Below are 24,190 nucleotides of genomic sequence, written 5' to 3' on the forward strand. Positions count from 1 at the left end.
CCCGGCCATGGATGTGAAGAACCCCTTCGAGAGCCCGACGACGTTCCGGCTGCACCGGGCCGAGTACGTGGCCGCGTGGATCGCCGTGAACGTGCTCCTCGTCATGCACTGGAGCGAGATCCGCTGGCTCCCGGCGCTCGCGCTGTTCGCCTGCATCGATCTCATCGGCTACATCCCGGGCGCGATCGCGTTCCGGCGCAGCCCGACCGGCTGGATCTCGAAGAACTACTACATCGCCTACAACATCCTGCACAGCCAGATCACGCAGGGCGCGGTCATCGTGGCCTGGGGGCTGACGATCGGCTGGGAGTGGGCGCTGCTGGCGATCCCGTGGCACATCTGGGGCGACCGCGGCATCTGGGGCAACTTCCTCAAGCCGTTCGGCCTGCCGTTCGAGCCGCACGAGGCGCCCGGCTACCGCCGGCTGATCGACGAGGTCTCCGCCGGGCGGCCGGCCGGCCGGCGGGCGCCCGTCTCCACCGCCGGGGTGCCCGTCAAATGACGGCGGACGAGCTGGACACGGTGCTGCGCCGGGCGGTCCGCCGCCTGGCCACCGGCGTGGCCGTGCTGACCGTGTGGCAGGGCGACGACGTCCACGGCACGACGGTCTCCTCGGTGGCCGCGATCTCGCGGGACCCCCTGCTGGTGGGCGTGTGCCTGCGCGAGGGATCGGGTCTCGCCGGGCTCATCGGCGACGCCCGGCGCTTCGCGGTGAACGTGCTGTCCACGCGGCAGTCCGCGCTCGCCGGCTGGTTCGCCGATCCCTCCCGGCCGCGCGGGATGGCCCAGTTCGACCATCTCGAGTGGGAGCCCGACGCGTTCAGCGGAGCGCCGTGGATCGGCGGGTCGCTGGCGTCGCTCGGCTGCCATCTCACCGCGACGGTCCCGGCCGGCGACCACAACCTCCTGATCGGCAAGGTCGTCACCGCCCGCGACGGCGAGGGCGGGCCCCTGCTGCATTTCACCGGGCGCCTGCACGACGGCATGCTCCGCGTCCTGCCACGCGAGACCACCCACCCCCATCACAGAGGAAGCCGACATGACGCATTCAGTGCCGCGGGAAGCTGACTTCGACCTGGCGCCCAACCTGCTCGACGGCGCGATGAACCTGACCCTGACCACCCGCGACTGCGACCTGGCGTACTGGCTGACCTCCGTGGCGCAGGGCACCCTGCTCGGACGGGCCCGGACCGGCCACGCCGTGGCCGCCGCCACGCCCGAGTTCATGCGCCAGGACGGCCCGCTCCGCGAGGCGCTGGTCCTGGAGCTGGGCTGGCGTTCGGTGGCCGAGGATCGGGCGGCCCGGGCGCTCTCCTACTTCGTGGCCGAGGCGCCGGGCGTCCCGGAGATGGAGTTCTTCGCGACGCAGGTGCTGGACGAGGCCAGGCACGCGATGGTCTTCCGCAACCACCTCGTCGAGCTCGGCGTGCCCGCGGCGGAGCTGCACGAGACCATCGCGGAGCTGTCCGCCGACTACGTCGCCGAGGTGCTCGCCCCCATCGAGGAGTTCGTGGTCCGCACCGTGCGCGACGAGGGCGACTTCGTCGGCGCCGTCGCGGCGTTCACGATCGTCGTGGAAGGCGTCCTGGCACCCGCCGCCGAGCTGAGCGAGCGCAAATGGGACCGGCTCGACCCGGCGGCGGGCGAGATCGCCCGGGGCGCGGGGATCGACGAGATCCGCCACCTGACCGTCGGCAGCTCGATCGTGCGCGAGCACCTCATCCGCGAGCCGGAATACCGCTCACGCGTGATGGAGATCGTGACCGCCGGCCGCAAGCTCTGGGACGAGGTGCCCGTCCTCAAGTACGTGCTGCGCCGCGAGAACCTCTTCCAGGAAGGCATGCGCGAACACACCGATCTGCTCGACGGCTACGAGGTCTTCCCCGGCCGCAAGCTGCTGGAGACCACCCCGATGGAACGCTACGACATCGCCGAGCGGTGGACCGACGAGATGGCCGAGGCCCGCCTGCACTACATGGACCTCGCCGAGGCGGCCGCGATCCTGAAGACCTAGGGACGTACCTCCACCAGGTCGATCTCCATCAGGTCGGCCAGGGCCCGCAGGTCGGGGACGAGATGTCCGGTGCCGAGGGCCCAGTGGTGGGAGATGCCGGTGGCGCTCCAGGCGTCGGTCCACTCGCCCGGGTCACAGCCGAAGTCGACGCGGGAGGTGGTGTTGCCGATCTGGAGGTGCGGCCCGTCGACGGTCTCGCCCTCGGACGCGACGAGCGCGTAACCGCCGTCGCGGCGCTGGATGATGCCGAAAGCGGTGACCGGGCCGTGCTTGACGTCGAACTCCACCGACACGCCGTAGCCGCGCTTGCCGTGGTAGACGCCCAGGCCGCGCAGGAGGGGTCGGCGGGCGGAGATCGCCAGGTGCGCGGGCCCGTCGTGACCCATCTCGACGTGGCCGCGGTGGAAGTCGAGGGCCTGGAGCTCGGTGAACGAGCCGCCCGCGCCGAGCCTGTCGGCGATCAGCATGGCGAGGGAGGTGCGCAGCTCGTACTCGCCGGCGGCGGGGACGCCCCGGGCGGTGAGCAGCGAGGCGCCGAGGATCATCCCGGCGCCCAGCCGCTCGTGGATCTCGCCGTCCAGCCCGCGGTGGTAGTACGCGAGGCTGTCGAGCTCGAAGTCCTCGACCAGGCGGTCCAGGCCGACCGAGACCTTGGCCGCCCAGGTGAGGTCGTCGTCGTTGACCGAGTCCGCGAACTCGAAGATCTCCGCCGCGTGGTCCTTCTTGGCCGTGGCCTCGGCGTCGGTGACCTTCTCCACCCGGACCCGCAGGTCGTCGAACTCCAGGACCTCGACGTGGCCGCCGAAGTTGGCGCTGACCAGGGTCAGGTCGGTGGAGACGTCCATCATGCCCGGGTAGAGATGGCCCATCAGGCCGTGCCGGCCGCGGCGCAGCGCGGCCCGCACCCCGGCTGCGCGGACCCAGCGGCCGATCTTCGCCCAGGCCCGCTCGTCCTCCAGGTAACCGCTGACCGAGCGGAACGGGACGCCGCACCGGTGGAACGCGTTCGCCATCTCCGGCAGCGGGCAGGCGCCGCAGTAGGCGAGCCACTGCCCGGTGTCGAAGGTCGCGTGGTCCATCGACTCGGTCGGCTGGAGGTTGATCAGCAGCACCGGCGCGCCGCTGCGCTGCGCGATCGGGACCAGCATGGTCGCGGTCATGTAGGTGGTGAGGAACCCCACGATGAGGTCGCAGCCCGCCGCGCGCAGCTTCTCCGCCGCCACCGCGCCCTCCTGGGCGTCGGAGATGAAGCCGACGTCGACCACGTCGGCGCCCAGCTCCCGCATCCGTTCCGACACGCGCCCGGCGGACGCGCGCAGCTGCGGCAGCAGGTCGGGGAACTGCGGCCAGTAGGCGCCCAGGCCGCCGGCGACGAGGCCGACCTTGACGCGCGGCGCGGTGACGCGGTCGAGCGGAAGCACTGTCATGGTGTCCTCCTCGGAGAGGGTGGTGGCGGCGGGGCGGACGGCTCTCAGGCCGTCTGCACGCCCGGCTTGCGGTCCTCGATCACGAAACTGGCGCGGGTGGTGACCGGCGCGCCCGGCTTCTGCACGTATGGCAGTACCCGGAAGTCGGTGCGCCAGCGCCGCCGGTCGACGTTGACCCGCAGGTAGCCGCGCTGGGCGTTGTAGAACTTCATGTGCGCGTTGGCCGACAGGAACGTGCGGCCGAGGTCGTCGACGTCGGTGCCGTCGCCGCCGCTGGTGACCGACGTGCCGACGAACTCCGACCCCACGGTCGGCGAGTTCGGGTCGTCGTAGTCGCGCTTCAGGTCGACGGCGTAGTTCTGGTGCCGGTCGCCGCTGACCACCACGAGGTTGCGCACGCCCTGGTCGTGCGCGGCCGCCAGGAGCCGGTTGCGCTCGGCGGCGTACCCGTCCCACGGGTCCACCCAGACGTCCTTGCCCGGCCCCGGGTCCCAGTCGGTCTCCGCCATCGGCATCTGGTTGCCCAGGATGTGCCAGCGGGCGCGGGAGGTGCGGAAGCCGTCCAGAAGCCAGCGCCGCTGCTGGTCGCCCAGCACGGTGCGGGACGCGTCGAAGCGCTCGTCGCAGTCCTTGGTCCGGCCGGTGCCGTTGCCGTAGGAGCAGGCCTGGATGTCGCGGTGGCCCCGGGTGTCCAGCATCGTGAACGTGGCGAGCCGGCCGTAGGAGATCCGGCGGTGCAGCCGGATGTCGGGGCCGGAGGGCATCTGCGACCGGCGCAGCGGCAGGTTCTCGTAGAAGGCCTGGAACGCCGCCGCCTTGCGCCGGGCGAACTCGGCCGGGTCGGGGTTGGGGTTGCGGCCCATGATGACGGTGTCGTCGGCCCAGTCGTTCACGACCTCGTGGTCGTCGAGCGTGTGGATGAACGGGAAGAGCGCGTGCGCCTTCTGCAGCGGCGCCTCGGACTTGTAGAGCGAGTACTGCAGCCGGTAGCGGGCCAGGTCGAACGTCTCGGTGGTGAACTGCGGGCCCGGCACGGGGACGCCGCGCCTGTTGTTGGCCGCGATCTCGTACTCGTAGATGTAGTCGCCGAGGTGCACGATCAGGTCGAGGTCCTCCTCGGCCATGTGGTCGTAGGCGGTGAAGAAGCCGTCCTGCCAGGCCTGGCAGGACGCGACCGCGAAGTTGAGCTCCCGTGGCTGCGTGGACGCACCCGGCATCGTGCGGGTCCGGCCCACCGGGGAGATCTCGCCCGCCGCGCGGAACCGGTAGTAGTACTCGTGGTCCGGCTGGAGCCCCGCTACCTCGGGATGGACCGAGTGGCCGAGCTCGGGCGCCGCCACCGCCGAGCCTCGCTTGACGATGTGGCGGAACCGCTCGTCGCGTGCGACCTCGTACTCGACGCGGATGCGGCGGCCGGGCATCCCGCCCTTGCCGTCCGCCGCGAACGGCTCGGGCGCCAGCCTCGTCCACAACACGAAGCCGTCGGGCGACGGGTCGCCGGAGGCGACGCCGAGCATGAACAGTCCCGACTTGCGCAGCGTGTAGGCGTGGGCGGCCGATGCCCCCAGGGCGCCGGTGCCGAGCACGACCACCGCCGCGCCGGCCCCGCCGGCTCCGATGAACCGGCGCCGCGACACCTCGTTGTCGTTCGAAGACATCTGAACACTTCCCTTCGGGGGGCTGCACGCGCGCACAGCGGCGGGTGACGTGGCAGAAGGCGGAAGTCGGGAACTCGGGGGCGGTCACACCCGCCCGTCCGGATCACGGGTAAAGATGTGAACGTAACTTTCAAAATGTGAGATTGAGGCTAGGGGTGGCACGGAACGGCGTCAAGATCCCCCCAGCTGAGGACCCGGCCCGCGGTCGTCGAGCCCGATCAGGCCGAGCGGCCGGACCGGAGCGTCACCCCGGACAGGGGGTCGACGTTTTATCAACCGGTAGTGTTAACTTTCCGCCGTCCGGCCACGAGAGGATCGCACCATGACCAAGGAGATCAGCGGCCGGCGCGGGCCCGACGTGCGCCGCCAGGCCATCACCGATCATGTCCTCTCGGCGGGCTCGGTCACCGCGAACGAGCTGGCCGAGCGGTTCGGCGTCAGCATCATGACGATCCACCGCGACCTGGACGAGCTCGAACGGCAGGGCATCGTCCGCAAGTACCGGGGCGGGGTCACCGCGCAGCCGTCCGGCGTGTTCGAGAGCAACGTCGCCTACCGCATGAAGTCCATGCAGCCCGCCAAGGACGCCATCGCCGAGAAGGCCGTCCGCCTGGTGGAGCCCGGCATGGCGGTGATGCTCGACGACTCCACCACCACCCTGGCGCTGGCCCGCAGGCTCGGCGAGGTCACCCCGCTGACCGTGATCACCAACTTCCTGGAGACCACCACCCTGCTCGCCCGCGAGCCCGGCATCCGGCTGATGGCACTGGGCGGCGAGTACGACTCGCTGCACGACTCGTTCCTTGGGGTCTCCTGCGTGGACGCCATCGCGGCGCTCCAGGTCGACCTGTGCTTCGTGTCGACCTCGGCCGTCTCCGGCGGGTTCGCCTACCATCAGGAGCAGCACATCGTGTCGGTCAAGCGGGCCATGCTCGAGGCGGCCGCGCGCAACGTGCTGCTGGTCGACCACTCCAAGCTCGGCCGGGTCGCGCTGCACCGGGTGGCGCCGCTGTCGGTGTTCGACCGCGTGATCGTGGACGACGGCGCGAGCGCCGAGGCGCTGCGCGAGCTCGACGAGCACAAGGTCGCCTACGAGGTGGCCGTCACCTGAGCGGTCCGCCGCCCCGATCCGCCACTCCGGTCCGCCGCCCTGATTCTCTGACCGGATGAGGCCAGAGCCACCTCACGGCACCACTTCGTAACGTTCGCTCGTGTGCTTATCGCACCGCGAGCTATCGTCCAGCCCGCTGTGCGGCGCCTGCCCGCGCCGCACAGCCCCGCGGACGCCCCTGCGTATATCATCACACCCTGTGACCTGCTCCGACTCGTCGGGGCGACGCCAAAAGCACTGCGCCATGGCGTATCTCGGGTGCGGTGGCCAAGACCTTCACAACGTGACGCATCTGACACCTTGACACCCAACATCGGCATCCCTACGCTCCAACTCACACTTTTTCGTGTTAATTCACAGCTCATTGATGCAAGGATCGGAGCGGCTGATGACCGGCCACCTCACCACCGCGCTGGTGCCTTACAGCCTGCGGTGTGAGCATTCGGCCGAGCCGCTGGGCGTGGACGAGCCGGCCCCGCTGCTCGCCTGGCGGCTCGCCTCCTCCCGCCGGGGCGACGCGCCCGCCGCGTACCGCGTGCGGGTGCGGGCCGAGGACGGGACGCGGGTCTGGGACACCGGCGAGATCGACGACCCGGCGGCCGTGTCGGTCCGTTACGCGGGCCCGCCGCTGGCCCCTCGCGCGCGCTACCACTGGGACGTCACCGTCACCGCCGAGGACGGCACGACGGGAGAGGCCGGCTCGTGGTTCGAGACCGGGCAGCTCGTTCCGGCCGCCTGGCAGGCGTCCTGGATCACCCACGACATCAATGATCTCGACGTGGTGGACGCGCCGGAGGAGGGCGAGCTCGCCCTCGCCGACCACGGTCTCCAGCCCGCCGTCCGCCTGCGGCGCACGTTCGAGGCCCCGGCCGCACCCGTCCGCGCCCGCCTCTACGTCACCGCCCGCGGGCTCTACGAGATGCGGCTGAACGGGCGGCGCGTCGGCGACGCCGAGCTCACCCCCGGCTGGACCGACTACCGCGACCGCATCGACTACCAGGTCCACGACGTGACCGCGCTCGTCGGCACCGGCGAGAACGTCCTGGCCGCCACCCTCGCCGACGGCTGGTGGAGCGGTTTCGTCGGCTTCGACCCCCGCCGCTCCGGCGCCCACTATGGAGCGTTCCCCGAGTTGCTGGCCGAGCTCCACCTCGAGCACGCGAACGGCGACCGCGAGGTCATCGCCACGGACGCGTCGTGGCGCACCCGCCGCTCCCCCATCCGGTACGCCGACCTGCTGAAGGGCGAGTGCCACGACCTGCGCCGCGACACGCCCGGCTGGGACCGTCCGGGGTTCGACGCCGCGACAGGCTGGCTGCCCGCCCACGTCACCGATGTCGGCACCGACTACGAGCTGCTCACCGCCTCCGTGGCACCACCGATCCGTGCCGTCCAGGAGCTGGCCGCCCGCACCGTCACCCGCCTCGGCGCCGACCGCCATCTGGTCGACTTCGGCCAGAACTTCGCGGGCCGGGTACGCCTCGCCGCCCGCGGTCTCACGCCCGGCGCCCGGGTGACCGTCCGGCACGGCGAGGCGCTGGACGACGACGGCGCGCTCTACACCGACAACCTGCGCACCGCCGACGCGACCGACGTGCTCATCGCGGGCGACGACGCCGAGACCGTCTTCGAGCCGCGCTTCACCTACCACGGCTTCCGCTACGCCGAGGTCTCCGGCCTGACCGTGCTGGACGCCGCCGACATCACCGGTGTCGTCCTCCACAACGACACCCCCTGGGCGGGCGACTTCGCCTGTTCCGATCCCGACGTAGAGCGCCTGTACCAGGCCATCTGCTGGGGCCAGCGGTCCAACTTCGTGAGCGTCCCGACCGACTGCCCGCAGCGCGACGAGCGGCTGGGCTGGCTCGCCGACGCGCAGGTGTTCCTGCCGACAGCGTGCCTGAACGCCGACGTCGCGGCCTTCTTCGAGGGCTGGCTGCGCGAGGTGCGCGGTGCCCAGTCGCCCGACGGCTGCTTCACCAACGTGGCGCCGAGGCTGGCGGGCGTCGCGGACGAGGGCGCGCCCGGCTGGGGCGACGCCGGGGTGCTGGTGCCCTGGCACCTCTACCGGGTGTACGGGGACGAGCGGATCCTCGAACGCAACCTCGACGCCATGACCGCCTGGGTCGACCACGTCCACCGGCACAACCCCGACCTGGTGTGGCGGCACCGCGTCGGCCCGCACTTCGCCGACTGGCTCGCCCCCGCGCCCACCCCGCGCGAGGTCGTCGCGACCGCCTACTTCGCCCGCAGCGCCGATCTCACCGCCCGCGCCGCCGAGATCCTCGGCCGGAGGGAGACCGCGCAGCGCTACGGGGCACTCGCCAGGCACATCATTAAAACGTTCGCCGAGCGCTTCGTCACACCCGAGGGCGTGATCGCGGGCGACACCCAGACCGGTTACCTGCTGGCCCTCGCGTTCGGCCTGCTGCCGGACGACCTGGTGCCGCGCGCGGCGGAACGCCTGGCGGAGCTGGTCGAGGCGGCCGGTCCCGGCGTCACCACCGGCTTCCTCGGCGTCGGCCTGGTCGCGCCGGTCCTGGACGCCTGCGGGCGGCCCGACCTGGCGCACGCGCTGCTGCGCCGGACCGATCCCCCGTCCTGGCTCTACCCGCTGCGGCACGGCGCGACCACGATCTGGGAGCGCTGGGACGGCTACACCCCCGAGCGCGGCTTCCAGGCCGCGGCGATGAACTCGTTCAACCACTACGCGCTGGGCTCGATCGGCGAATGGCTCTACCAGGGCGTCGCCGGACTCGCCCAGACCCCCGGTTCCGCCGCCTACCGCGAGCTGCTGATCCGCCCGAGACCCGGCGACCTGACCTGGGCGCGCGCCTCCTACGAGTCGGTGCGCGGCACGGCCCGGACATCGTGGACCCGCGCGGACGGTGTGCTCCGGCTGGAGGTGGGCGTGCCGCCGGGCGCCACCGCGATCGTGCACGTGCCGGCCGGCGATCCCGGCCGCGTGCGCGAGAGCGGGGTCCCGGTCGCCGATGCCGCCGGGATCCAGATCCTCGGCACCGAGCCCGGAGCGCTCGTGTGCCGGGTCGTCTCCGGGGACTACAGCTTCACCACGGACGACCCGCGGCTCGCCGTTCCCTGAGGCGGCGTCCGCGGCCGTGGCCGCAAGGCCGGCGGCGGTCCTGCCCGGGGCCGCCGCCGGATGGCGGCCCCGCCGGGGGCCGCAAAGATCATCGCGGCGCAGGGCCGCGGTTTCGAGGAGGACTCATGACATCGTCGTACGGATCGGCAGCCCTCAGCCGCCGCGGTTTCCTGGGGCTGACCGGGGGCGTCGCCGCCATGGGCGCGCTCGCGGCCTGCGGCGGGACGTCCGGCGGAAGCAGCGGGAGCGGTGGCGGGGGCGGCGCGACGCTGCGCCTGCTCGCCGTCGCCGACCAGCAGAAGCCGCTCGACCTGCTGCTCAAGGAGTACACCAAGAGCAAGTTCAGCGCCTCGTACGCCCCCACCGACCAGGTGCAGACCTCGGTGCGGACGCAGCTCGGCGCGGGCAACGCCCCTGACGTGCACGTGGTGTACCCCGGCGACGGCTCGGCGATGAGCATGGGGCAGATCGCCCAGGCGGGGCTGCTGGCCGACCTGAGCGACCAGGCCTGGACCAAGCGCATCCCGCCCGGTCTGCAGCCGGCGTTCCAGCGGGACGGCAAGACGTTCATCTACTCGGCCGGGTCCAGCGTCATCGGGGCCATCTACAACAAGAAGGTCTTCCAGGAGGCCGGCGTCGAGCCGCCCAAGACCTGGAGCGAGTTCCTCGAGGTCTGCGAGAAGATCAAGAAGAAGGGCAAGGTGCCGATCGCGCTCGGCGCCCAGACCCAGTGGGTCACCCAGCTGATCACCTACGCACTCGTCCCCTCGACCGTCTACGCCAAGAACCCCAAGTTCGATGAGCAGATGCGGGCGGGCTCGGCCAGCTTCGCGAACTCGGGCTGGAAGGACGCGTTCGACATGTACCTGGAGCTGCAGAAGCGCGGGTACTTCAACGACAATCCCAACGGCACCACCCTAGAGCAGCAGCAGTCGATGGTCGCCACCGGCAAGGCCGCGATGGCGATCCAGGTGTCGGCGGTGCTGCCCGACTTCCGCAAGGCCGCGTCCAAGCCCGATGACCTGGACATGTTCCCGGTGCCCGGCGCCGACGACGCGAACCAGTGCTGGATCCCGGCGGGCGTGGTCGTCGGTCTCGGCGTCAGCGCCCGCGGCAAGAACGCCGACGAGGCCAAGGCGTTCCTGGAGTTCCTCGGCGAGCAGAAGAACATGAACACCTGGGCCGAGGCCGTGGCCTGCGTGCCGCTCAGCCGGGACGCCAACTCCAAGATCGACCCCGTGCTGAACTCGTTCCTGCCGTTCATCGACGGCAACAAGGCCGTCCCGTTCATGGACCAGGGCTGGCCGAACGCCGAGATCCAGCCGGCCCACTTCGCCGTGGTGCAGGAGCTGCTGGGCGGCCGGACGACGGTGGCCAAGGCGCTGGCCAAGCTGGACGAGACCTACCGGAAGAAGTGACCGTGACCTCCACCCTCCGCCCCGCCCCGGCGAAACGGGCCGCGCCTCCCGGCGCCGCGCCCCGCCGCCGGCGGCGGGGCGCCCGCTTCCTGTCGCCGCCGTGGTGGTTCGCCGCGCCGGCCCTGGCCATCTACGCCCTGGTGGTGTTGTACCCGAGCCTCAGCGGCATCGTGTACGCCTTCACCGACTGGAACGGCCTGGGCGCACGGAACTTCAACGGCCTGGCCAACTTCAGCAAGCTGTTCGACGACGACGCGGCGCGCGGCTCCCTGGTCAACACGCTGCTGCTGACCGTGGCGATCGTGGTCGTGCAGAACGGCGTCGGGCTGCTGCTGGCCCTCGGCTGCCACGCCAAGATCAAGTCGCGGACCGTGCTGCGGGTGGTGTTCTTCGCACCGGCCGTCGTGAGCCCGGTGATGGTGGCGTTCCTGTGGAAGTACATCTACAACCCCGCACCGGACGCCGGGCTCAACGGCATCCTCGGCGCGGTGGGCCTGGGCGGGCTGCGGCAGGACTGGCTGGGCGACCCCGACCTCGCGATCTGGTCGATCGCGGGCATGGTGATCTGGCAGTTCGCCGGCTACTCGATGGTGATCTTCCTGGCCGGGCTGGAGGGCGTGCCCGCCGACCTGCACGAGGCCGCGATGATCGACGGTGCGAGCCGGTGGCAGCGCTTCCGGCACGTGACCTGGCCGCTGCTGGCACCCGCGGTCACCATCAACCTGATGTTGTCGACCATCGGCGGCCTCAAGCTGTTCGACCAGATCTACGCCGCGACCAACGGCGGGCCCGGGCACGCCAGCGAGACGTTGTCCACGGTCCTCTACAAGCAGGCGTTCGTCTTCGGCAACTACGGCTACAGCACGGCGATCGCGCTGGTCCTGGCACTGTTCGTGGCCGCGGTGTCGATGATCCAGATCCACTACCTGCGGGGGCGGGAGGTCGCGTGACCATCAAGTACGGACTGCGCACGTTCGGGCTGGAGCTGGTGATGATCGCTGTCGCGGTCGCCTTCCTGTTCCCGGTGTACGCGCTGGTCACGATGTCGCTCAAGGACCAGAAGCAGGTCGCCGAGTCGCCGCTGGCGCCGCCGACCAGCCCGACGTTCGACAACTTCTCCAACGCCTGGACGCGCGCCGAGCTCGGCCCGGCGCTGTTCAACAGCACCGTGATCACGATCGGCAGCCTGGTGGCGCTGATCGCGATCGGCTCGTTCGCCGCGTACTTCCTGTCGCGCCGCGCCTCACGGCTGGGCTACGGGCTGTACGTGCTGTTCCTGCTGGGCATCGTGCTGCCGTTCCAGCTCGGGATGATCCCGCTGTTCAAGCTGGTGGACGGGCTGGGCCTGCTCGGCACCATGCAGGGGATGATCATCTTCTACACGGGGATCCAGCTGCCGTTCACGATCTTCCTCTACACCGGGTTCATCCGGGCGCTGCCCGCCGACTACGCCAACGCCGCGCTGATCGACGGCGCCGGGCACTTCCAGGCGTTCACCCGGGTGGTCTTCCCGCTGCTGCGGCCGATCACCGGCACCGTGCTCATCCTCAACGCGGTGTTCATCTGGAACGACTTCTTCACGCCGCTGCTCTACCTGGGCGGCTCGACCCGCGAGACGGTCCCGGTGCGGATCTTCGCCTTCGTCGGGCAGTACGTGTCCGACAACGGGCTGGTGTTCGCCGGGCTGGTGCTCGCCGCGCTGCCGATCCTCGCCGTGTTCCTGGTGCTGCAGCGGTACGTGATCAAGGGCTTCGCGAGCGGGCTGAAGGGATGATCCCCGGCCTGCTGCGGACGGTGCTGGACGCGCCGCCCCGCCCGTACTCCCCCGCACCCATCTGGTGGTGGAGCGGCGAGCGGCTCGACCGGCGGCGGCTGCGCGACCAGCTCGAACGGTTCGCCGCGGGCGGCGTCTACAACCTGGTGATCCTCAACCTCGCGCCGTCCGGGCCGATGTTCGGGTCGGACGCCGACGAGCCCGCGTTCTTCACCGACGCGTGGTGGGAACTGCTCGACGGGGTGTGCGAGGACGCCGCCGGGCTCGGGGTGTCGCTGTGGTTCTACGACCAGCTCGGCTTCTCGGGCGCCGACCTCCAGGCGCGGCTGGTGCGCGACGTCCCCGCGTTCGCCGGGCAGTGGCTGGAACCGGACGGCCGGACCACGGCGCGCGGTTTCGACTACCTGTCGGCGGAGGCGTGCGCGGCGCTGCTCGACCGCGTCCACGGGGAGTTCGAACGGCGGCTGGGGCATCGCCTCGGCAACGTGATCGTCGGTTCGTTCCAGGACGAGCTGCCCACGCTGCCGACCTGGACGGACGGCTTCGCCGCCGCGTTCGAGGCCCGCCGCGGCTACGACCTGACGCCGCACCTGCCGTACCTGTGGAAGGGCGGCGACTGGGAAAAGGGCGACAGGGCGTACCGCGTCCGGCGCGACTACCAGCTCACCCGGGCGGAACTGGCCGAGGAGGCGTTCTTCAAACCGCTGGCCGACTGGCACACCCGGCACGGGCTGCTGCACGGCTGCGATCAGCAGGATCCGGCGCGCGCCGGGCATCCGGCGGACGGCGTGCGGCTGTACGCCGACTACGCCCGGACGCACCGCTGGTTCGGCGCCCCCGGCTCGGACCACCACGGCGACGCGCGCGTCCACTCGTCCCTGGCCCACCTCTACGGCAGGGACCGCGTGTGGATCGAGGCGTTCCACTCCAGCGGGTGGGGCGGCACGCTGGAGGAGACCTTCGACTGGCTGCTGCCGTGGCTGCGCGCCGGGGCGACCCTCTACAACCCGCACGCCGTCTACTACACGACCAAGGCCGGCTGGTGGGAGTGGGCTCCGCCGTCCACCGACTGGCGGCAGCCCTACTGGCCGCACCACCGGGTCTTCGCCGAGGCGGTCACGCGGCTGTGCGCGGCGCTGTCGCTGGGGCGGCACGTCTGCGACGTGGCCGTGCTTTTCCCGACCGCGACCGCCCAGGCGGGCACCCGGCTCGACGGCGTGGACCCGCCGGCGGCGCTGGCCCAGGAGACCTATCGGGCGCTGGTCGGCGACATGGCCTGGTTCCAGATGGTGCCCGGCGCGCTCGACCGGCTCCGCGTCGACGCCGACGTCATCGACGACGACTCCGTCCAGCGGGCCGCGGTGGAGTCGGGCCGGCTGACCGTCGCGGACGAGTCGTACGGCACGGTCCTGCTGCCCGCCTGCACCGTTCTCGAAGCCGGGACCGCCCGGCGGCTGATCACACTGATCGAGCAGGGCGGCCGTGTCGTCGCCGTCGGGCCGCCGCCCCGGCACGGCGTCGGCGCCCCGGACGCCGACGAGGTGGTGGCGAGGCTGGCGGCACTGCTGGAGACCGTGCCGGACGCGGACTCGCTCGGCCCGCTCCTCGCGGGCTCGCGGCGGGTCGAGGCGCCGGTCCCCGCCCTCGTCCGCGAGATCGACGGCACGACGATGGTGTTCCTGACGGCGGCCGAGTCCATGGCCAGCCGCGTGTCGGTGGGCCGCCCGGACGAACGCGGCATCGACCTCGGCTGGCTGGACGTGACGTACGACTTCGACTCCGGCCGCTACCACCGCGACATGCGGGTCAGGGTCCGCGACGTGACGGGACCGGCGTTCCTCGTGAGCCCGTTCGGCGGCGAGCCCCGGCCGCTGCCGGCCACCCGGCACGAGGGATCGGTCGAGGTGGTGGTTCCCTTCGACGACGGCCCCGCCGCGCTCCTCGTCTTCCCGGGCGGTGCGTCCCGGCAGCCGGAGGCCGAGCCGCCGCGTCCCGCGCACGGGATCGACCTTGGGTCGACCTGGGACATGGAGCTGGTGCCCACTCTCGACAACGCCTGGGGCGACTTCGCCCGCCCGGCGGGCGACATGGCGTCCCTCGAACGCTGGCAACTCGAGCACCAGGCGGACGACGGAGAATGGACGCCGGTCCACGCGACCTTCGGGCCACACGGGCTCTGGTCAGGCTCCGCCGACGACGAATGGCGCCCGGTGGTCTACTCCGACACGCGGGGCATCCGCAAGGACCCGATCCACCGGGCCGTACTGGGCCCGAAGGGGCACGTCCCCGAAGAGTTCCTCGACTTCGGCGCGGTCGCGGCGGGGAGCCAGGTGGTCCTGCGCACCCTCGTGTCCGTTCCGGCTGAGGGCGGCTTCCCTGTGCTCGGTTTCGCCGCCGCCAAGACGCTTCTGGTCGACGGGACCGCGGCCGAGCTCGACGACCACGGCTACCTGGCGGTGACCAGGGAGCCTCTCCCCTCGGGAGAGCACGCTCTCGAAGTGCGCCTGGTGCCCGACGAGGACGTGCGCCTGCGCGGCCACCTGTCCGTCGTGACCGACCCCGCCCGTTGCCTCCGTCCTGAGTGGATCACCGTCGCCGGTCTCTCTCGCCCGGGCGCGCAGGTCTCCTTCAGCACCGAACTCCCCCGTGCCGACGGCCCGTCGCTCCTTCAGGTCGCGTCCGCGTCGCCGTGCCGGATCCTGGTCGACGGCGTCGAGATCGGCCGTCAGGGCGGCTTCGACCCGTACGCCGAGCACGAGGCTCCCCGCGTCGGCCGCTACGAGGTGTCCGGCACCCGGCTCACGCTCGTCCTCACCGAGAACGAGAAGCCACCGGCGATCCTGGTGGACGGCCCGGTCGTGTCGGGCACCGGATGGCACGCCACCCGTGACGGCGCCGCGGTGCCCGTCGAGCCCAAGCGCGCGCAGTCCGGCGACCCTGCCGCCCTACACCTGCGGCGCCGGCCGCATCCGCTGCCCGGCGCGCACTGGCTGGAGGACGACGACGCGGACGGCACCGTTCTGCCCGCCTCGTTCGCCGTCCCCGACGCCCGGCCCCGGATCGAACGGCTGCGCTTCGAGGTGCCGCCCGGCGCGACCCGGATGCGGTTCACGGCACGCGGCGAGGTGACCGGCGTCCTCCTCGACGGCGTCCCGATCACGGCCGACCCTGAGGGTGACGTCGAGCTCCCTGGAGAAAGCCGACCGGCCGGGACCGCGGAGATACATCTGCTCACCCGACCCGAACACCGCGAAGGCTCAGCTCTGGCCGGTCCGGTCACGTTCACCGTCGGCCCTGGCACGATCGAGCTGGGCGACTGGGAGGACGTGGGCCTCGCCGGATACAGCGGCGGGGTCCGCTACCGGCGGATCGTGACCCTCCCCGCAGCGCCAGGAAAGAGCGAACTCGACCTCGGACACGTCCGTGGCACCGCCGAGGTAACGGTGAACGGCACCTCGGCGGGCGTCCGGATCTGCGCCCCGTACTCGTTCGACCTCGGCCCCGCCCTGACCGAGGGCCGCAACGAGGTCGAGATCGTCGTCTACGGCACCCTGGCGCCCTACCTCGACGAGACGAGCCCCACCCACTTCGTCTTCCCCGGTCAGCGGACCTCCGGCCTGCTGGGCCCCGTGACCCTCCGGACGTCAGTCGATCTCCTCGGGCCGGGATAGGCGGATCTCCTCGTTGTCGAGCAGGGCCTGCACCTCGCGAAGCACGGTGTCGTCGATGCGGCGCTGGTCGCGCAGGCCGAGGACGATGGAACGCTTGTGGGCGAGGACGGCCAGGCGCAGCGCGGTGTACTGCTCGTTCAGGCGCGCGGGCTCCTCGTCGGCGTCGGCCCCGCCCGCGCGCAGGACGAGGAGATGCTCTTCGTACTCGCGGCGCAGCCGGTCGACGAGTTGCGGTTCGGTGTCCAGTTCGGCGGCGATCCGCGGCAGAGCCGCGAGCGCCTCCTCGGTGGCGAGGGTCTGCGCGAGACAACGTTCGCGGTCGAGTTCGACGTCGCGGGGCAGGCGGGCCCAGCGCACCACACCGGGGAGCAGGAGGGCCTGAAGGAGCGTCACGGCGATGACCCCGGCGGTCACGAACACGATCAGGTCGCGGTCGGGGAACGGCACACCCGAGTCGAGCGCGCGCGGTATCGCGAGCGCCGCGGCCATCGACACCGCACCGCGGAAACCGGCGATCCCGCTGACCACCCGGGAGCGGTTGCTGACGCGGCGCAGCCGTTGCTGCGGACGGCGGTCGATGAGGCGGATCAGATACACGGTGACGAACAGGAACACCAGGCGCACGGCGACGAGCACCGCGGAGACGACCGCGACCACGATCAGCGCGTGGGTGAGGTCGTCGCTGGTGAGATTGCCGACGGCCGACCGTGCCTCCAGCCCCACGAGGACGAACAATGAGCCGTTGAGCAGGAACGTGGCCAGCGTCCACGACGCCTGGGCCTGGCGGCGCATGGCGGCCCGGCCCACGCGCGGCCCGACCTGGCTGATGATGAGCCCGGAGACCACGACGGCCAGGACGCCCGAGGCATGGACGAGCTCGGCGAGCAGGAAGGCGGTGAACGGGATCAGGAGCATGACCACGTTCTCCAGCAGCGGGTCGTCCAGGAGACGCCGCGCCTGCTCCCCGGCCCACGCGGTGATCGCCCCGATCGCGGCCCCGCCGCCGTAGGCGACCAGGAACAACCCCGCGACGTGGGGCACACTGAGGTGTTCCTGGCCGACCGTGATCCCGACGGCCAGGCCATAGACGACCAGGGCCGTCCCGTCGTTGATGAGGCTCTCGGCGCGCAACGCGGTGACGTAGCGGCGCGGCAACGTCCGGGCGAGCACGCCGACCGCCGTGGCGTCGGTCGGCGCGATGGCCGCCCCCAGTACCCAGGCCGGTCCCCACGGGAGTCCGAAGGCGTGCGCCACGGCCGCCACGGCACCGGCCGTGACGATGACGAGCACGGTGCTCATCAGCATGATGCCGCGCAGGTTGCTGCGGATCTCCCGGAGCGAGGTGGTCAGGCTCTCCCAGTACAGCAACGCCGGGAGGAACAGCAGCAGCACCGCCTCCGGCGGCAGGTGCACCTCGCGCAGCGCGGGCACGAAGCCCAGCAGGACACCGGCGAGCAGCAGCAGCACCGGCGGCGCGACCCGCAGCCGGCGCCCCAGCAGGGTGCACACCAGCACCGCCACGCCCAGGGCCACCACAAGTTCGAGACCGAGCAAGAAAACGTCCTCCCTGACGGATGTCCCGTCTCATTCCCCCCGGCGTGTTCTTCAGCGTGACCAGGGATGCATCCTTGCGTCTGCTTACGGTCAACGGGCCGCTTCCGGCTCGTATAGGTCTGGGCGATGGCTCCGATCGCAACCAGGACTTGGTGAGCGGTCGAGGGCTTGTGGTTGATTCGAATTCGTAGCCCAGGACACGAAGGAGAATCGTGAGGGACGCGGTCATCGTCGATGCGGTACGTACACCCGTCGGGAAGCGCAACGGCGCCCTGGCGGGCATCCATCCCGCGAACCTCTCGGCACACGTGCTGAAGGCGCTCGTCGAACGCACCGGACTGGAGCCGGGAGAGGTCGACGACGTCATCTGGGGATGCGTCAGCCAGGTCGGCGACCAGTCGGGCAACATCGGCCGCGTCGCCGTGCTGGCGGCGGGATGGCCCGAGTCGGTGCCGAGCACGGCGGTCGACCGCCGGTGCGGCTCCAGCCAGCAGGCGGTCCACTTCGCGGCGGCGGGCGTCATCGCCGGCCACTACGACTTCGTGATCGCCGGTGGGGTCGAGTCGATGAGCCGCGTGCCCATGGGCTCGGCGGGCCGGGACGGGCAGCCCTACCCGGACGAGGCGCTGGAACGTTATGGCGTCTCCGGCTTCAACCAGGGCATCGGGGCCGAGATGGTCGCCGAACGCTGGGGCCTCTCCAGGCAGCAGCTCGACGAGTACTCGGCCCGGTCACATGCCAGGGCCGCGGCGGCTTCCGACTCCGGCGCCCTCGACAGGCAGCTCGCCCCCGTGGAAGGGGTCCTGCGGGCCGACGAGGGCATCCGTCGCGGATCCTCGGTGGAGACGCTGGGCAGGCTGAAGACCGCGTTCCGCGACGACGGTGTGATCACCGCCGGCAACGCCTCGCAGATCTCCGACGGTGCCGGGGCCCTCCTCATCACCTCCAGCGAGCTCGCACGGGCGCGCGGCCTGCGGCCGATCGCCCGCGTGCACACGGTCGCGCTGGCCGGGGACGACCCCGTGATCATGCTGACGGCGCCGATCGAGGCGACGGCCAAGGTGCTCAAGCGGTCCGGACTGGGCATCGACGACATCGGCGCGTTCGAGGTGAACGAGGCGTTCGCGCCCGTCCCGCTGGCCTGGCAGGCGGAGACAGGAGCCTCTGACGACCGCCTCAACCCCCTGGGCGGGGCGATAGCCGTGGGGCATCCACTGGGCGGTTCCGGGGCCGTCCTGATGACGCGCCTCGTCCACCACATGAAGGACCAAGGCCTCCACTACGGCCTCCAGACCATGTGCGAGGCGGGCGGCATGGCCAACGCGACCATCCTCGAATCGCTGTCAACCGCTCGGCTCTGAAGGACCGAGCTTGTTGGCTTGGTCCGGTGGGGCGTTGCTTATGCTCCCGACTGCCCTCTACGGCGGAGCGGTCACGGGTCACGTCGCCGGTTCCCGCTCAGGCGGGTTGCGGTGGGGGCATGTTGACAAATACCCACGCCGAGCGTGCGCGGTCGCGCACGTTGACCCCGGCGACGACGTCGGCGGGCCCAGCGAGGCCGCACCGCCGATACCTCGTTGGCCAGCGTGTTCACCGTGTGCAGGGTCGCCGACAGGGCCGGCGCCTGTTCGGGCGTCGGAAGCAGCTTCACCTGCACCACCAGCTTCACGACCATGAAACTACCCACCGTGACCGGCCGGTGTCCCTCAATCCAAGAATTGATCCATCTCACCCCGATAGGAGCCCGCCCGATATGCGCACAGGACGCAGCGTCGTCTGCACCCTGCACGCGCACTTGGTCTTCACATCCAAGTACCGGCACGCGGTGTCCACCGACCCGATCCTCACGCTGCCAGGACATCATGTGCGCCGTCCTACCTCGCCGCCTCCTGCGGCGGCGCACCCCTCGCGGTCATCAAGGAATACATCGACCAGCAAAACGCCCTGACCAGCCCAACTCCAGGCCAGGCGGCGCTAGCGCGCCGCGCACGCCGGAAGCAATTCCTCCCGCCCCTGAAGGGGCGGCGTTCCTCGCTAGAAGCCTGCTGAGAGGATCTACGCGCATGCGTCTTGAAGGACTGTCCATCGCCGTCAGCGGAGGCGCCTCCGGCCTCGGGCTGGAGACGGCCCGCCGGGTGGTCGACGCGGGCGGCAAGGTGACCCTCATCGACCTGCCCACCTCCGCGGGCGCGGCGGCGGCCGAGAAGCTCGGCGACGCGGCCCGGTTCGTCGCGGCCGACGTCACCGACGCCGGCCAGTTCGCGGCGGCGCTCGACGCGGCCGACGAGTTCGGCGACCTGCGGGGGCTCGTGCACTGCGCGGGCGCCGGTCGCAGGCTCCGGCTGCTCGACAGGGACGGCGCCCCCGGCTCCGTCGAGGACTTCGAATGGGTGATCAAGCTCAATCTGGTCGGCTCGTTCAACGCCCTCCGGCTCGGAGCGGAGCGCATCGCACGGCGGGACGAGATCGACGGCGAGCGCGGCGCCATCGTGCTGACCGCGTCGGTCGCCGCCTACGAGGGCCAGATCGGGCAGATCCCGTACACCGCCGCGAAGGCGGGCATCGTCGGGATGACGCTGACGGCGGCCCGCGACCTGGCCAGCAGGTCGATCCGGGTCTGCACGATCGCGCCCGGGGTGATGGACACTCCCCTGCTCGCCCGCCTGCGGGACGATGTGCGGACGGCTCTCGAAGAGAGCGTGCCCAACCCGGCCCGGCTCGGGCGAGCGGCCGAGTTCGGGCAGCTGGCCTGCCACATCCTGGAGAACGGCTACCTCAACGGCGAGACCATCCGGCTCGACGGCGCCATCCGCATGGCACCGCGCTGACCTCCCGCGACCCGCGCCGCGTCCGGCCACCGGCCGGGCGCGGCGCCGGGGATACAGTCGGCCCCGTGGACCTGCACCAGATCAAGTACTTCCTCGCGGTCGTCGACCACAACGGCATCAACGCCGCGGCGGCCGTGCTCGACGTCGCCCAGCCGACCATCTCGCAGGCCATCCAGGGCCTCGAACGCGAGCTCGGCGTGCAGCTGTTCCACCGCATCGGCCGCGGCATGGTACTCACCTCGGCCGGGCACAGCCTCGTGGGGCCCGCCCGCCGCATCCTGCGCGACGTCGTCGCCGCGGCGGGTTCTCTCGTCGACGCGGCGGGACGCCCGCGGGGACGGCTCGACATCTTCGCCATGCCCGCGCTGTCGGCGGATCCGGTGGCCCGCCTGGTCGGGGCCTTCCGCAGGGAGTTCCCGAAGGCGTCCATCAGGATCGGGGACCTGCGCGACGAGGCGATGGCGGCCTCCCTGATCAAGGAGGGCCACTGCGAGATCGTGGTCTGCCACCTGCCGGCGAGCGACCACGCGGGCCTGGACGTCCGCGAGCTCGGCGTGCAGGAGTACTGGCTCGTCCTCCCGCCCGGCTCGGCGGCGCCTCCGGACGATCCACTGCCCCTCTCGGAGCTGCCGGACCTCCCGCACGTGACCGTGCCGCGCGGCAGCTCCCTGGCGGTCGGCGAGATCGAGCAGGCGGTCGCCGCCGCGGGCCGCGCCATCAGCCCGTCCGTGGTGGTGGAGCACCGCGAGGCCCGGCTGCCCTTCGTCCTGGCCGGGCTGGGGGCCACGTTCCTCGAACGGTCGATGGCCGAGGCCGCGGCGGCCCGGGGGGCCGTCGTACGGTCCCTCGAACCGCGGATCAGCCGGGCCTACGGGCTGGTCTACGACTCCGCGGCGCTGTCTCCGGCGGGCCAGGCCTTCGTCGAGCTGGCCCAGGCGACGACCCGGCGCACGTAAGCCATACACCGCCTCTGAGCCGTACGCCGCCCGTCAGCCCTGCTCGGCCGCCAGCGAGGGGGCACGTTCCCGCAGCTCGTGCTTGCGCACCTTCCCGCTCGCGTTGCGCGGCAGCTCGGTGACGACGGCGAGGTGCCGCGGCACCTTGTACGCGGCCAGCTGAGCCCGGCACCACTGCTCGATCTCCCCGGACGTCGGCGCGTCGGCCGCGCTGACCGGGACGACGACGGCCAGCGGAGTCTCGCCCCACCGGTCGTCGGGCATGCCGACCACGGAGACCTCGGCCACCTTGGGATGCGCCACGATGACCTCCTCCACCTCGGCGGAGTAGATGTTCTCGCCGCCAGAGATGATCATGTCCTTCAGCCGGTCGACGACGTAGATGTAGCCGTCCTCGTCCTGGCGGACGAGATCCCCGGAGTGGAACCAGCCGCCGGCGAAGGCCTCGGCGGTCTCGGCCGGCTTGTTCCAGTAGCCGGTCATGATCGACGGCCCGCGATAGACGATCTCGCCGATCCCGCCCCGCGGAACGTCGTTCATGTGCTCGTCCACGATGCGGACCTCGACGTTGAGCAGCGGGGTCCCCACCGAACCGATCTTGCTCAGCGCCTCCTCGCCGAGGAGCACGGTCGCCACCGCGCTGGACTCCGTCTGGCCGAAGACGCTCAGCAGCTTGGCGCCGGGGAACGTCTCCAGCATCGTGTGCAGCAGGGCCTTCGTCGCGGGCGAGGCGCCCCACGAGATGATCCGCAAAGCCGACAGATCCCGGTCCTTGACGCCCGGGACGCCGCACACCGCCTGCCACTGGGCGGGGACGAGGAAGACGTAGCCGACCCGCTCGCGCTCCAGCAGGTCCACGGTCTCGGCGGGGTCGAAGCGGCCCGACTGGGCGATCACCGTGCGGCCCCCGACCAGCACGCTGGACAGCAGGGCGGCCAGGCCGCCGATGTGGAAGAGCGGCGTGTTGATCAGCCAGACCCGGCAGTCGGGCGGCGGGGCGATGTGGGCGAACCGGCTCATGGTCTGGATGAGCAGGTTGTAGTGGGAGAGCACCGCGCCCTTGGGCCGCCCCGTCGTCCCGGACGTGTACATGATGAAGGCCGGCGCGTAGAGGTCGACCTCCACGTCGAGCGTGGTCTCGGGGGCCTCGCGGAGCGCGTCCTCGTAGCGGTCCATGCGTCCGGCGTCCGCGAGCGGCTCGCCCTCCGCTCCGACCACGAGGCAGTGGCGCACCGTCGGCGCGTCCTTCCACGCCCGCGCAAACGTCTCGCTGAGCGGCGCCTCGACGACGGCGAGGACGGCGCCGCTGTCTGCCAGCTGGTACGCCACCTCGTGGGCGTGCAGCCGGAAGTTGATCGGCACGCAGATGGCGCCCAGCCTGGCGCAGGCGAAGAAGACCTCCACCATTTCGAGGCCGTTGAACGTCATCACCATGACCCGGTCGCCATGTTCCACGCCGCGCGCCCGGAAGGCGTTCGCGAGCCGGTCGACCCGCGCGTCCAGCCCGCGGTAGGTGCGGTCGGCGCCGTCCATGCGCAGCGCCACGGCCTCGGGGATCGAGCGCGCGTGCCGGGCGAGCTGGTCGCTGATCGTCATGCGCGCGGACGCCGGGGGCGGCACAGGGGTCATCTCGGTTCTCCTTCGTCTCCGGGCCGGGGCACGCTGCCGACAGTCGATCACTCGGCCGGACGCGGCGCAAAGATCGAACGCCGCATCGTCCGATAGGCCGAACCTATGTGTCCCCGGCAGGTCGCCCGTCGGCTGGTCCGGCGGGCCGGCGCTCGCGGCTCAGCTCCGCCGCGACGTCCAGGAACGCCGTGGCCGCCGGGGAGAGCGGGCCGGGCCGGAACACGAGCCGCACCGTCCGCCGCACCTGCGGTGACGTCGACCGCACCACCACGTTGCGCAGCTGCGTCTCGGCGATCCGCCGGGGCAGGAAGGTCGCGCCCGCGCCGTGCATGACGAGCTCCCAGATCGCCTGCCGGTGCGCGCATTCGACGGCCACGTAGCCGATCGCGGGCGCCAGCGCCTCGTCGATGGCGGTCCGGCCCCCGGTGGCCGAGGACTCCAGCACCAGGGGCAGCTCGGCGACCGCTTCGAGCGGGACCGGATCGGGCAGCGTGGCGGCCAGGTCGGGCGGCAGGACGAGGGCGATCTCCTGCTCCCAGAGCTCGCGGGTCCGCAGCATGCCGCCCTTCACCGGGAAGTCCGTCAGCCCCAGCTCCGCCTGCCCCTGGCGGACCTGGCTCACCACGCTGGACGAGCTGCCCGGGTCGAGGATGGTCACCCGGACGCCGGGATGCCGCTCATGGAGCCGGCTGGTCAGCTCCGGCAGCGGATCGGCGGACAGCGTGGACAGGGCGGCGAGCTCCAGGCGCCCGGCGACCAGGTCCCGGACGGCGTGCACCCTGCTCCTGGCGTTCTCGACGTCGGCGAGGATCTGCCGGGCCGGACCGGCGAACGCCCGGCCGTCGGCGGTGAGGGTGAGCCCGCGGCCGGACCGGTCGAACAGCTGGGTGCCGAGCTGGCGTTCCAGGCTGCGGATCGCCTGGGACAGCGAGGGTTGCGCGATGTAGAGCTCCTTGGCCGCCTTGGTGACGCCGCCGTGGTCGATGACGGCCACGAAGTACGCGACGAGCCGCAGATCCATGGGGCGAACGATACGCCCTGCCGACG

At 71.6% G+C, this 24,190-nt stretch carries 18 protein-coding genes; 12 read left to right on the top strand and 6 right to left on the bottom strand.

The genetic code is table 11. The features are described 5' to 3' along the window. Nucleotides 1-7 precede the first annotated feature (7 nt). The 3 genes from ACGFNU_RS15260 to ACGFNU_RS15270 are packed head-to-tail and all read left to right on the top strand — an operon-like array spanning nucleotide 8 to nucleotide 2,014. Nucleotides 8-502 carry a hypothetical protein gene (locus ACGFNU_RS15260; protein ID WP_392593885.1) on the top strand — a complete coding sequence of 165 codons (495 nt, stop codon included), beginning with the start codon at nucleotides 8-10 and terminating at the stop codon, nucleotides 500-502. Beyond that, complete coding sequence (locus tag ACGFNU_RS15265; protein ID WP_392593886.1) at nucleotides 499-1,068, top strand: flavin reductase family protein; 570 nt, start codon at nucleotides 499-501, stop codon at nucleotides 1,066-1,068. The genes ACGFNU_RS15260 and ACGFNU_RS15265 overlap by 4 nt, the downstream gene beginning before the upstream one ends. After that, nucleotides 1,040-2,014, top strand: coding sequence for a hypothetical protein (locus tag ACGFNU_RS15270; RefSeq protein ID WP_392593887.1), 975 nt, complete (start codon nucleotides 1,040-1,042; stop codon nucleotides 2,012-2,014). The genes ACGFNU_RS15265 and ACGFNU_RS15270 overlap by 29 nt, the downstream gene beginning before the upstream one ends. On the opposite strand, the gene ACGFNU_RS15275 is transcribed toward ACGFNU_RS15270, so the two are convergent. Next, nucleotides 2,011-3,441 carry an arabinose isomerase gene (locus ACGFNU_RS15275; protein WP_392593888.1) on the bottom strand — a complete coding sequence of 477 codons (1,431 nt, stop codon included), beginning with the start codon at nucleotides 3,439-3,441 and terminating at the stop codon, nucleotides 2,011-2,013. The genes ACGFNU_RS15270 and ACGFNU_RS15275 overlap by 4 nt on opposite strands. Nucleotides 3,442-3,485: 44 nt before the next feature. Continuing rightward, a complete protein-coding gene (locus ACGFNU_RS15280; protein WP_392593889.1) occupies nucleotides 3,486-5,099 on the bottom strand; it encodes an alkaline phosphatase D family protein in 1,614 nt (537 codons plus the stop codon). Nucleotides 5,100-5,421: 322 nt separating this feature from the next. Here ACGFNU_RS15280 and ACGFNU_RS15285 point away from each other — a divergent pair, with 322 nt between their 5' ends. From ACGFNU_RS15285 to ACGFNU_RS15310, 6 genes are all read left to right on the top strand, one after another. Further along, entirely contained in the window at nucleotides 5,422-6,210 is a 789-nt protein-coding gene (locus tag ACGFNU_RS15285; RefSeq protein ID WP_392593890.1) for a DeoR/GlpR family DNA-binding transcription regulator, read from the top strand. Between the two features lie 388 nt (nucleotides 6,211-6,598). After that, nucleotides 6,599-9,313: a family 78 glycoside hydrolase catalytic domain gene (locus ACGFNU_RS15290; protein ID WP_392593892.1), complete on the top strand. Its 2,715-nt coding sequence runs from the start codon at nucleotides 6,599-6,601 to the stop codon at nucleotides 9,311-9,313. 125 nt (nucleotides 9,314-9,438) lie between these two features. Further along, nucleotides 9,439-10,731 (top strand): ABC transporter substrate-binding protein, encoded by a 1,293-nt coding sequence (locus tag ACGFNU_RS15295; RefSeq protein WP_392593894.1) that lies wholly within the window; start codon nucleotides 9,439-9,441, stop codon nucleotides 10,729-10,731. 2 nt (nucleotides 10,732-10,733) lie between these two features. Continuing rightward, nucleotides 10,734-11,681: a carbohydrate ABC transporter permease gene (locus tag ACGFNU_RS15300; protein ID WP_392593896.1), complete on the top strand. Its 948-nt coding sequence runs from the start codon at nucleotides 10,734-10,736 to the stop codon at nucleotides 11,679-11,681. Then, complete coding sequence (locus ACGFNU_RS15305; RefSeq protein WP_392593898.1) at nucleotides 11,678-12,505, top strand: carbohydrate ABC transporter permease; 828 nt, start codon at nucleotides 11,678-11,680, stop codon at nucleotides 12,503-12,505. Before ACGFNU_RS15300 ends, ACGFNU_RS15305 begins: the two co-directional genes overlap by 4 nt. Next, nucleotides 12,502-16,176, top strand: a complete 3,675-nt coding sequence (locus ACGFNU_RS15310; protein WP_392593900.1) for a glycosyl hydrolase — start codon at nucleotides 12,502-12,504, stop codon at nucleotides 16,174-16,176. Before ACGFNU_RS15305 ends, ACGFNU_RS15310 begins: the two co-directional genes overlap by 4 nt. Here the strand turns inward: ACGFNU_RS15310 and ACGFNU_RS15315 are convergent. Then, a complete protein-coding gene (locus ACGFNU_RS15315) occupies nucleotides 16,150-17,730 on the bottom strand; it encodes a Na+/H+ antiporter (RefSeq protein WP_392593902.1) in 1,581 nt (526 codons plus the stop codon). The two genes, ACGFNU_RS15310 and ACGFNU_RS15315, sit on opposite strands and share 27 nt — an antisense overlap. A 212-nt stretch (nucleotides 17,731-17,942) precedes the next feature. Between ACGFNU_RS15315 and ACGFNU_RS15320 the strand changes: the two genes are divergently transcribed. After that, nucleotides 17,943-19,091 carry a thiolase family protein gene (locus ACGFNU_RS15320; RefSeq protein ID WP_392593904.1) on the top strand — a complete coding sequence of 383 codons (1,149 nt, stop codon included), beginning with the start codon at nucleotides 17,943-17,945 and terminating at the stop codon, nucleotides 19,089-19,091. Between the two features lie 71 nt (nucleotides 19,092-19,162). Here the strand turns inward: ACGFNU_RS15320 and ACGFNU_RS15325 are convergent, their stop codons facing one another. Further along, on the bottom strand, nucleotides 19,163-19,405 hold the full coding sequence (locus ACGFNU_RS15325) for a hypothetical protein (RefSeq protein ID WP_392593906.1): 243 nt from the start codon (nucleotides 19,403-19,405) through the stop codon (nucleotides 19,163-19,165). Nucleotides 19,406-19,793: 388 nt separating this feature from the next. Between ACGFNU_RS15325 and ACGFNU_RS15330 the strand changes: the two genes are divergently transcribed. Continuing rightward, complete coding sequence (locus ACGFNU_RS15330; RefSeq protein ID WP_392593908.1) at nucleotides 19,794-20,558, top strand: SDR family NAD(P)-dependent oxidoreductase; 765 nt, start codon at nucleotides 19,794-19,796, stop codon at nucleotides 20,556-20,558. Between the two features lie 65 nt (nucleotides 20,559-20,623). After that, a complete protein-coding gene (locus tag ACGFNU_RS15335; protein WP_392593910.1) occupies nucleotides 20,624-21,514 on the top strand; it encodes a LysR family transcriptional regulator in 891 nt (296 codons plus the stop codon). Between the two features lie 33 nt (nucleotides 21,515-21,547). Here the strand turns inward: ACGFNU_RS15335 and ACGFNU_RS15340 are convergent, their stop codons facing one another. Both ACGFNU_RS15340 and ACGFNU_RS15345 read right to left on the bottom strand, forming a co-directional pair. Continuing rightward, a complete protein-coding gene (locus tag ACGFNU_RS15340; RefSeq protein ID WP_392593912.1) occupies nucleotides 21,548-23,143 on the bottom strand; it encodes a long-chain-fatty-acid--CoA ligase in 1,596 nt (531 codons plus the stop codon). Nucleotides 23,144-23,246: 103 nt separating this feature from the next. Continuing rightward, a complete protein-coding gene (locus ACGFNU_RS15345; protein WP_392593914.1) occupies nucleotides 23,247-24,164 on the bottom strand; it encodes a LysR family transcriptional regulator in 918 nt (305 codons plus the stop codon). Between the last annotated feature and the right edge of the window lie 26 nt (nucleotides 24,165-24,190).

It is taken from the genome of Spirillospora sp. NPDC048911 (genome assembly GCF_043198015.1).
Classification (GTDB): domain Bacteria; phylum Actinomycetota; class Actinomycetes; order Streptosporangiales; family Streptosporangiaceae; genus Spirillospora.

Coding starts and splice junctions, on each gene's coding strand:
- ACGFNU_RS15260 (WP_392593885.1), top strand. CDS start 8: ATGGATGTGAAGAACCCCTTCGAGAGCCCGACGACGTTCCGGCTGCAC.
- ACGFNU_RS15265 (WP_392593886.1), top strand. CDS start 499: ATGACGGCGGACGAGCTGGACACGGTGCTGCGCCGGGCGGTCCGCCGC.
- ACGFNU_RS15270 (WP_392593887.1), top strand. CDS start 1,040: ATGACGCATTCAGTGCCGCGGGAAGCTGACTTCGACCTGGCGCCCAAC.
- ACGFNU_RS15275 (WP_392593888.1), bottom strand. CDS start 3,441: ATGACAGTGCTTCCGCTCGACCGCGTCACCGCGCCGCGCGTCAAGGTC.
- ACGFNU_RS15280 (WP_392593889.1), bottom strand. CDS start 5,099: ATGTCTTCGAACGACAACGAGGTGTCGCGGCGCCGGTTCATCGGAGCC.
- ACGFNU_RS15285 (WP_392593890.1), top strand. CDS start 5,422: ATGACCAAGGAGATCAGCGGCCGGCGCGGGCCCGACGTGCGCCGCCAG.
- ACGFNU_RS15290 (WP_392593892.1), top strand. CDS start 6,599: ATGACCGGCCACCTCACCACCGCGCTGGTGCCTTACAGCCTGCGGTGT.
- ACGFNU_RS15295 (WP_392593894.1), top strand. CDS start 9,439: ATGACATCGTCGTACGGATCGGCAGCCCTCAGCCGCCGCGGTTTCCTG.
- ACGFNU_RS15310 (WP_392593900.1), top strand. CDS start 12,502: ATGATCCCCGGCCTGCTGCGGACGGTGCTGGACGCGCCGCCCCGCCCG.
- ACGFNU_RS15325 (WP_392593906.1), bottom strand. CDS start 19,405: ATGGTCGTGAAGCTGGTGGTGCAGGTGAAGCTGCTTCCGACGCCCGAA.
- ACGFNU_RS15330 (WP_392593908.1), top strand. CDS start 19,794: ATGCGTCTTGAAGGACTGTCCATCGCCGTCAGCGGAGGCGCCTCCGGC.
- ACGFNU_RS15340 (WP_392593912.1), bottom strand. CDS start 23,143: ATGACCCCTGTGCCGCCCCCGGCGTCCGCGCGCATGACGATCAGCGAC.
- ACGFNU_RS15345 (WP_392593914.1), bottom strand. CDS start 24,164: ATGGATCTGCGGCTCGTCGCGTACTTCGTGGCCGTCATCGACCACGGC.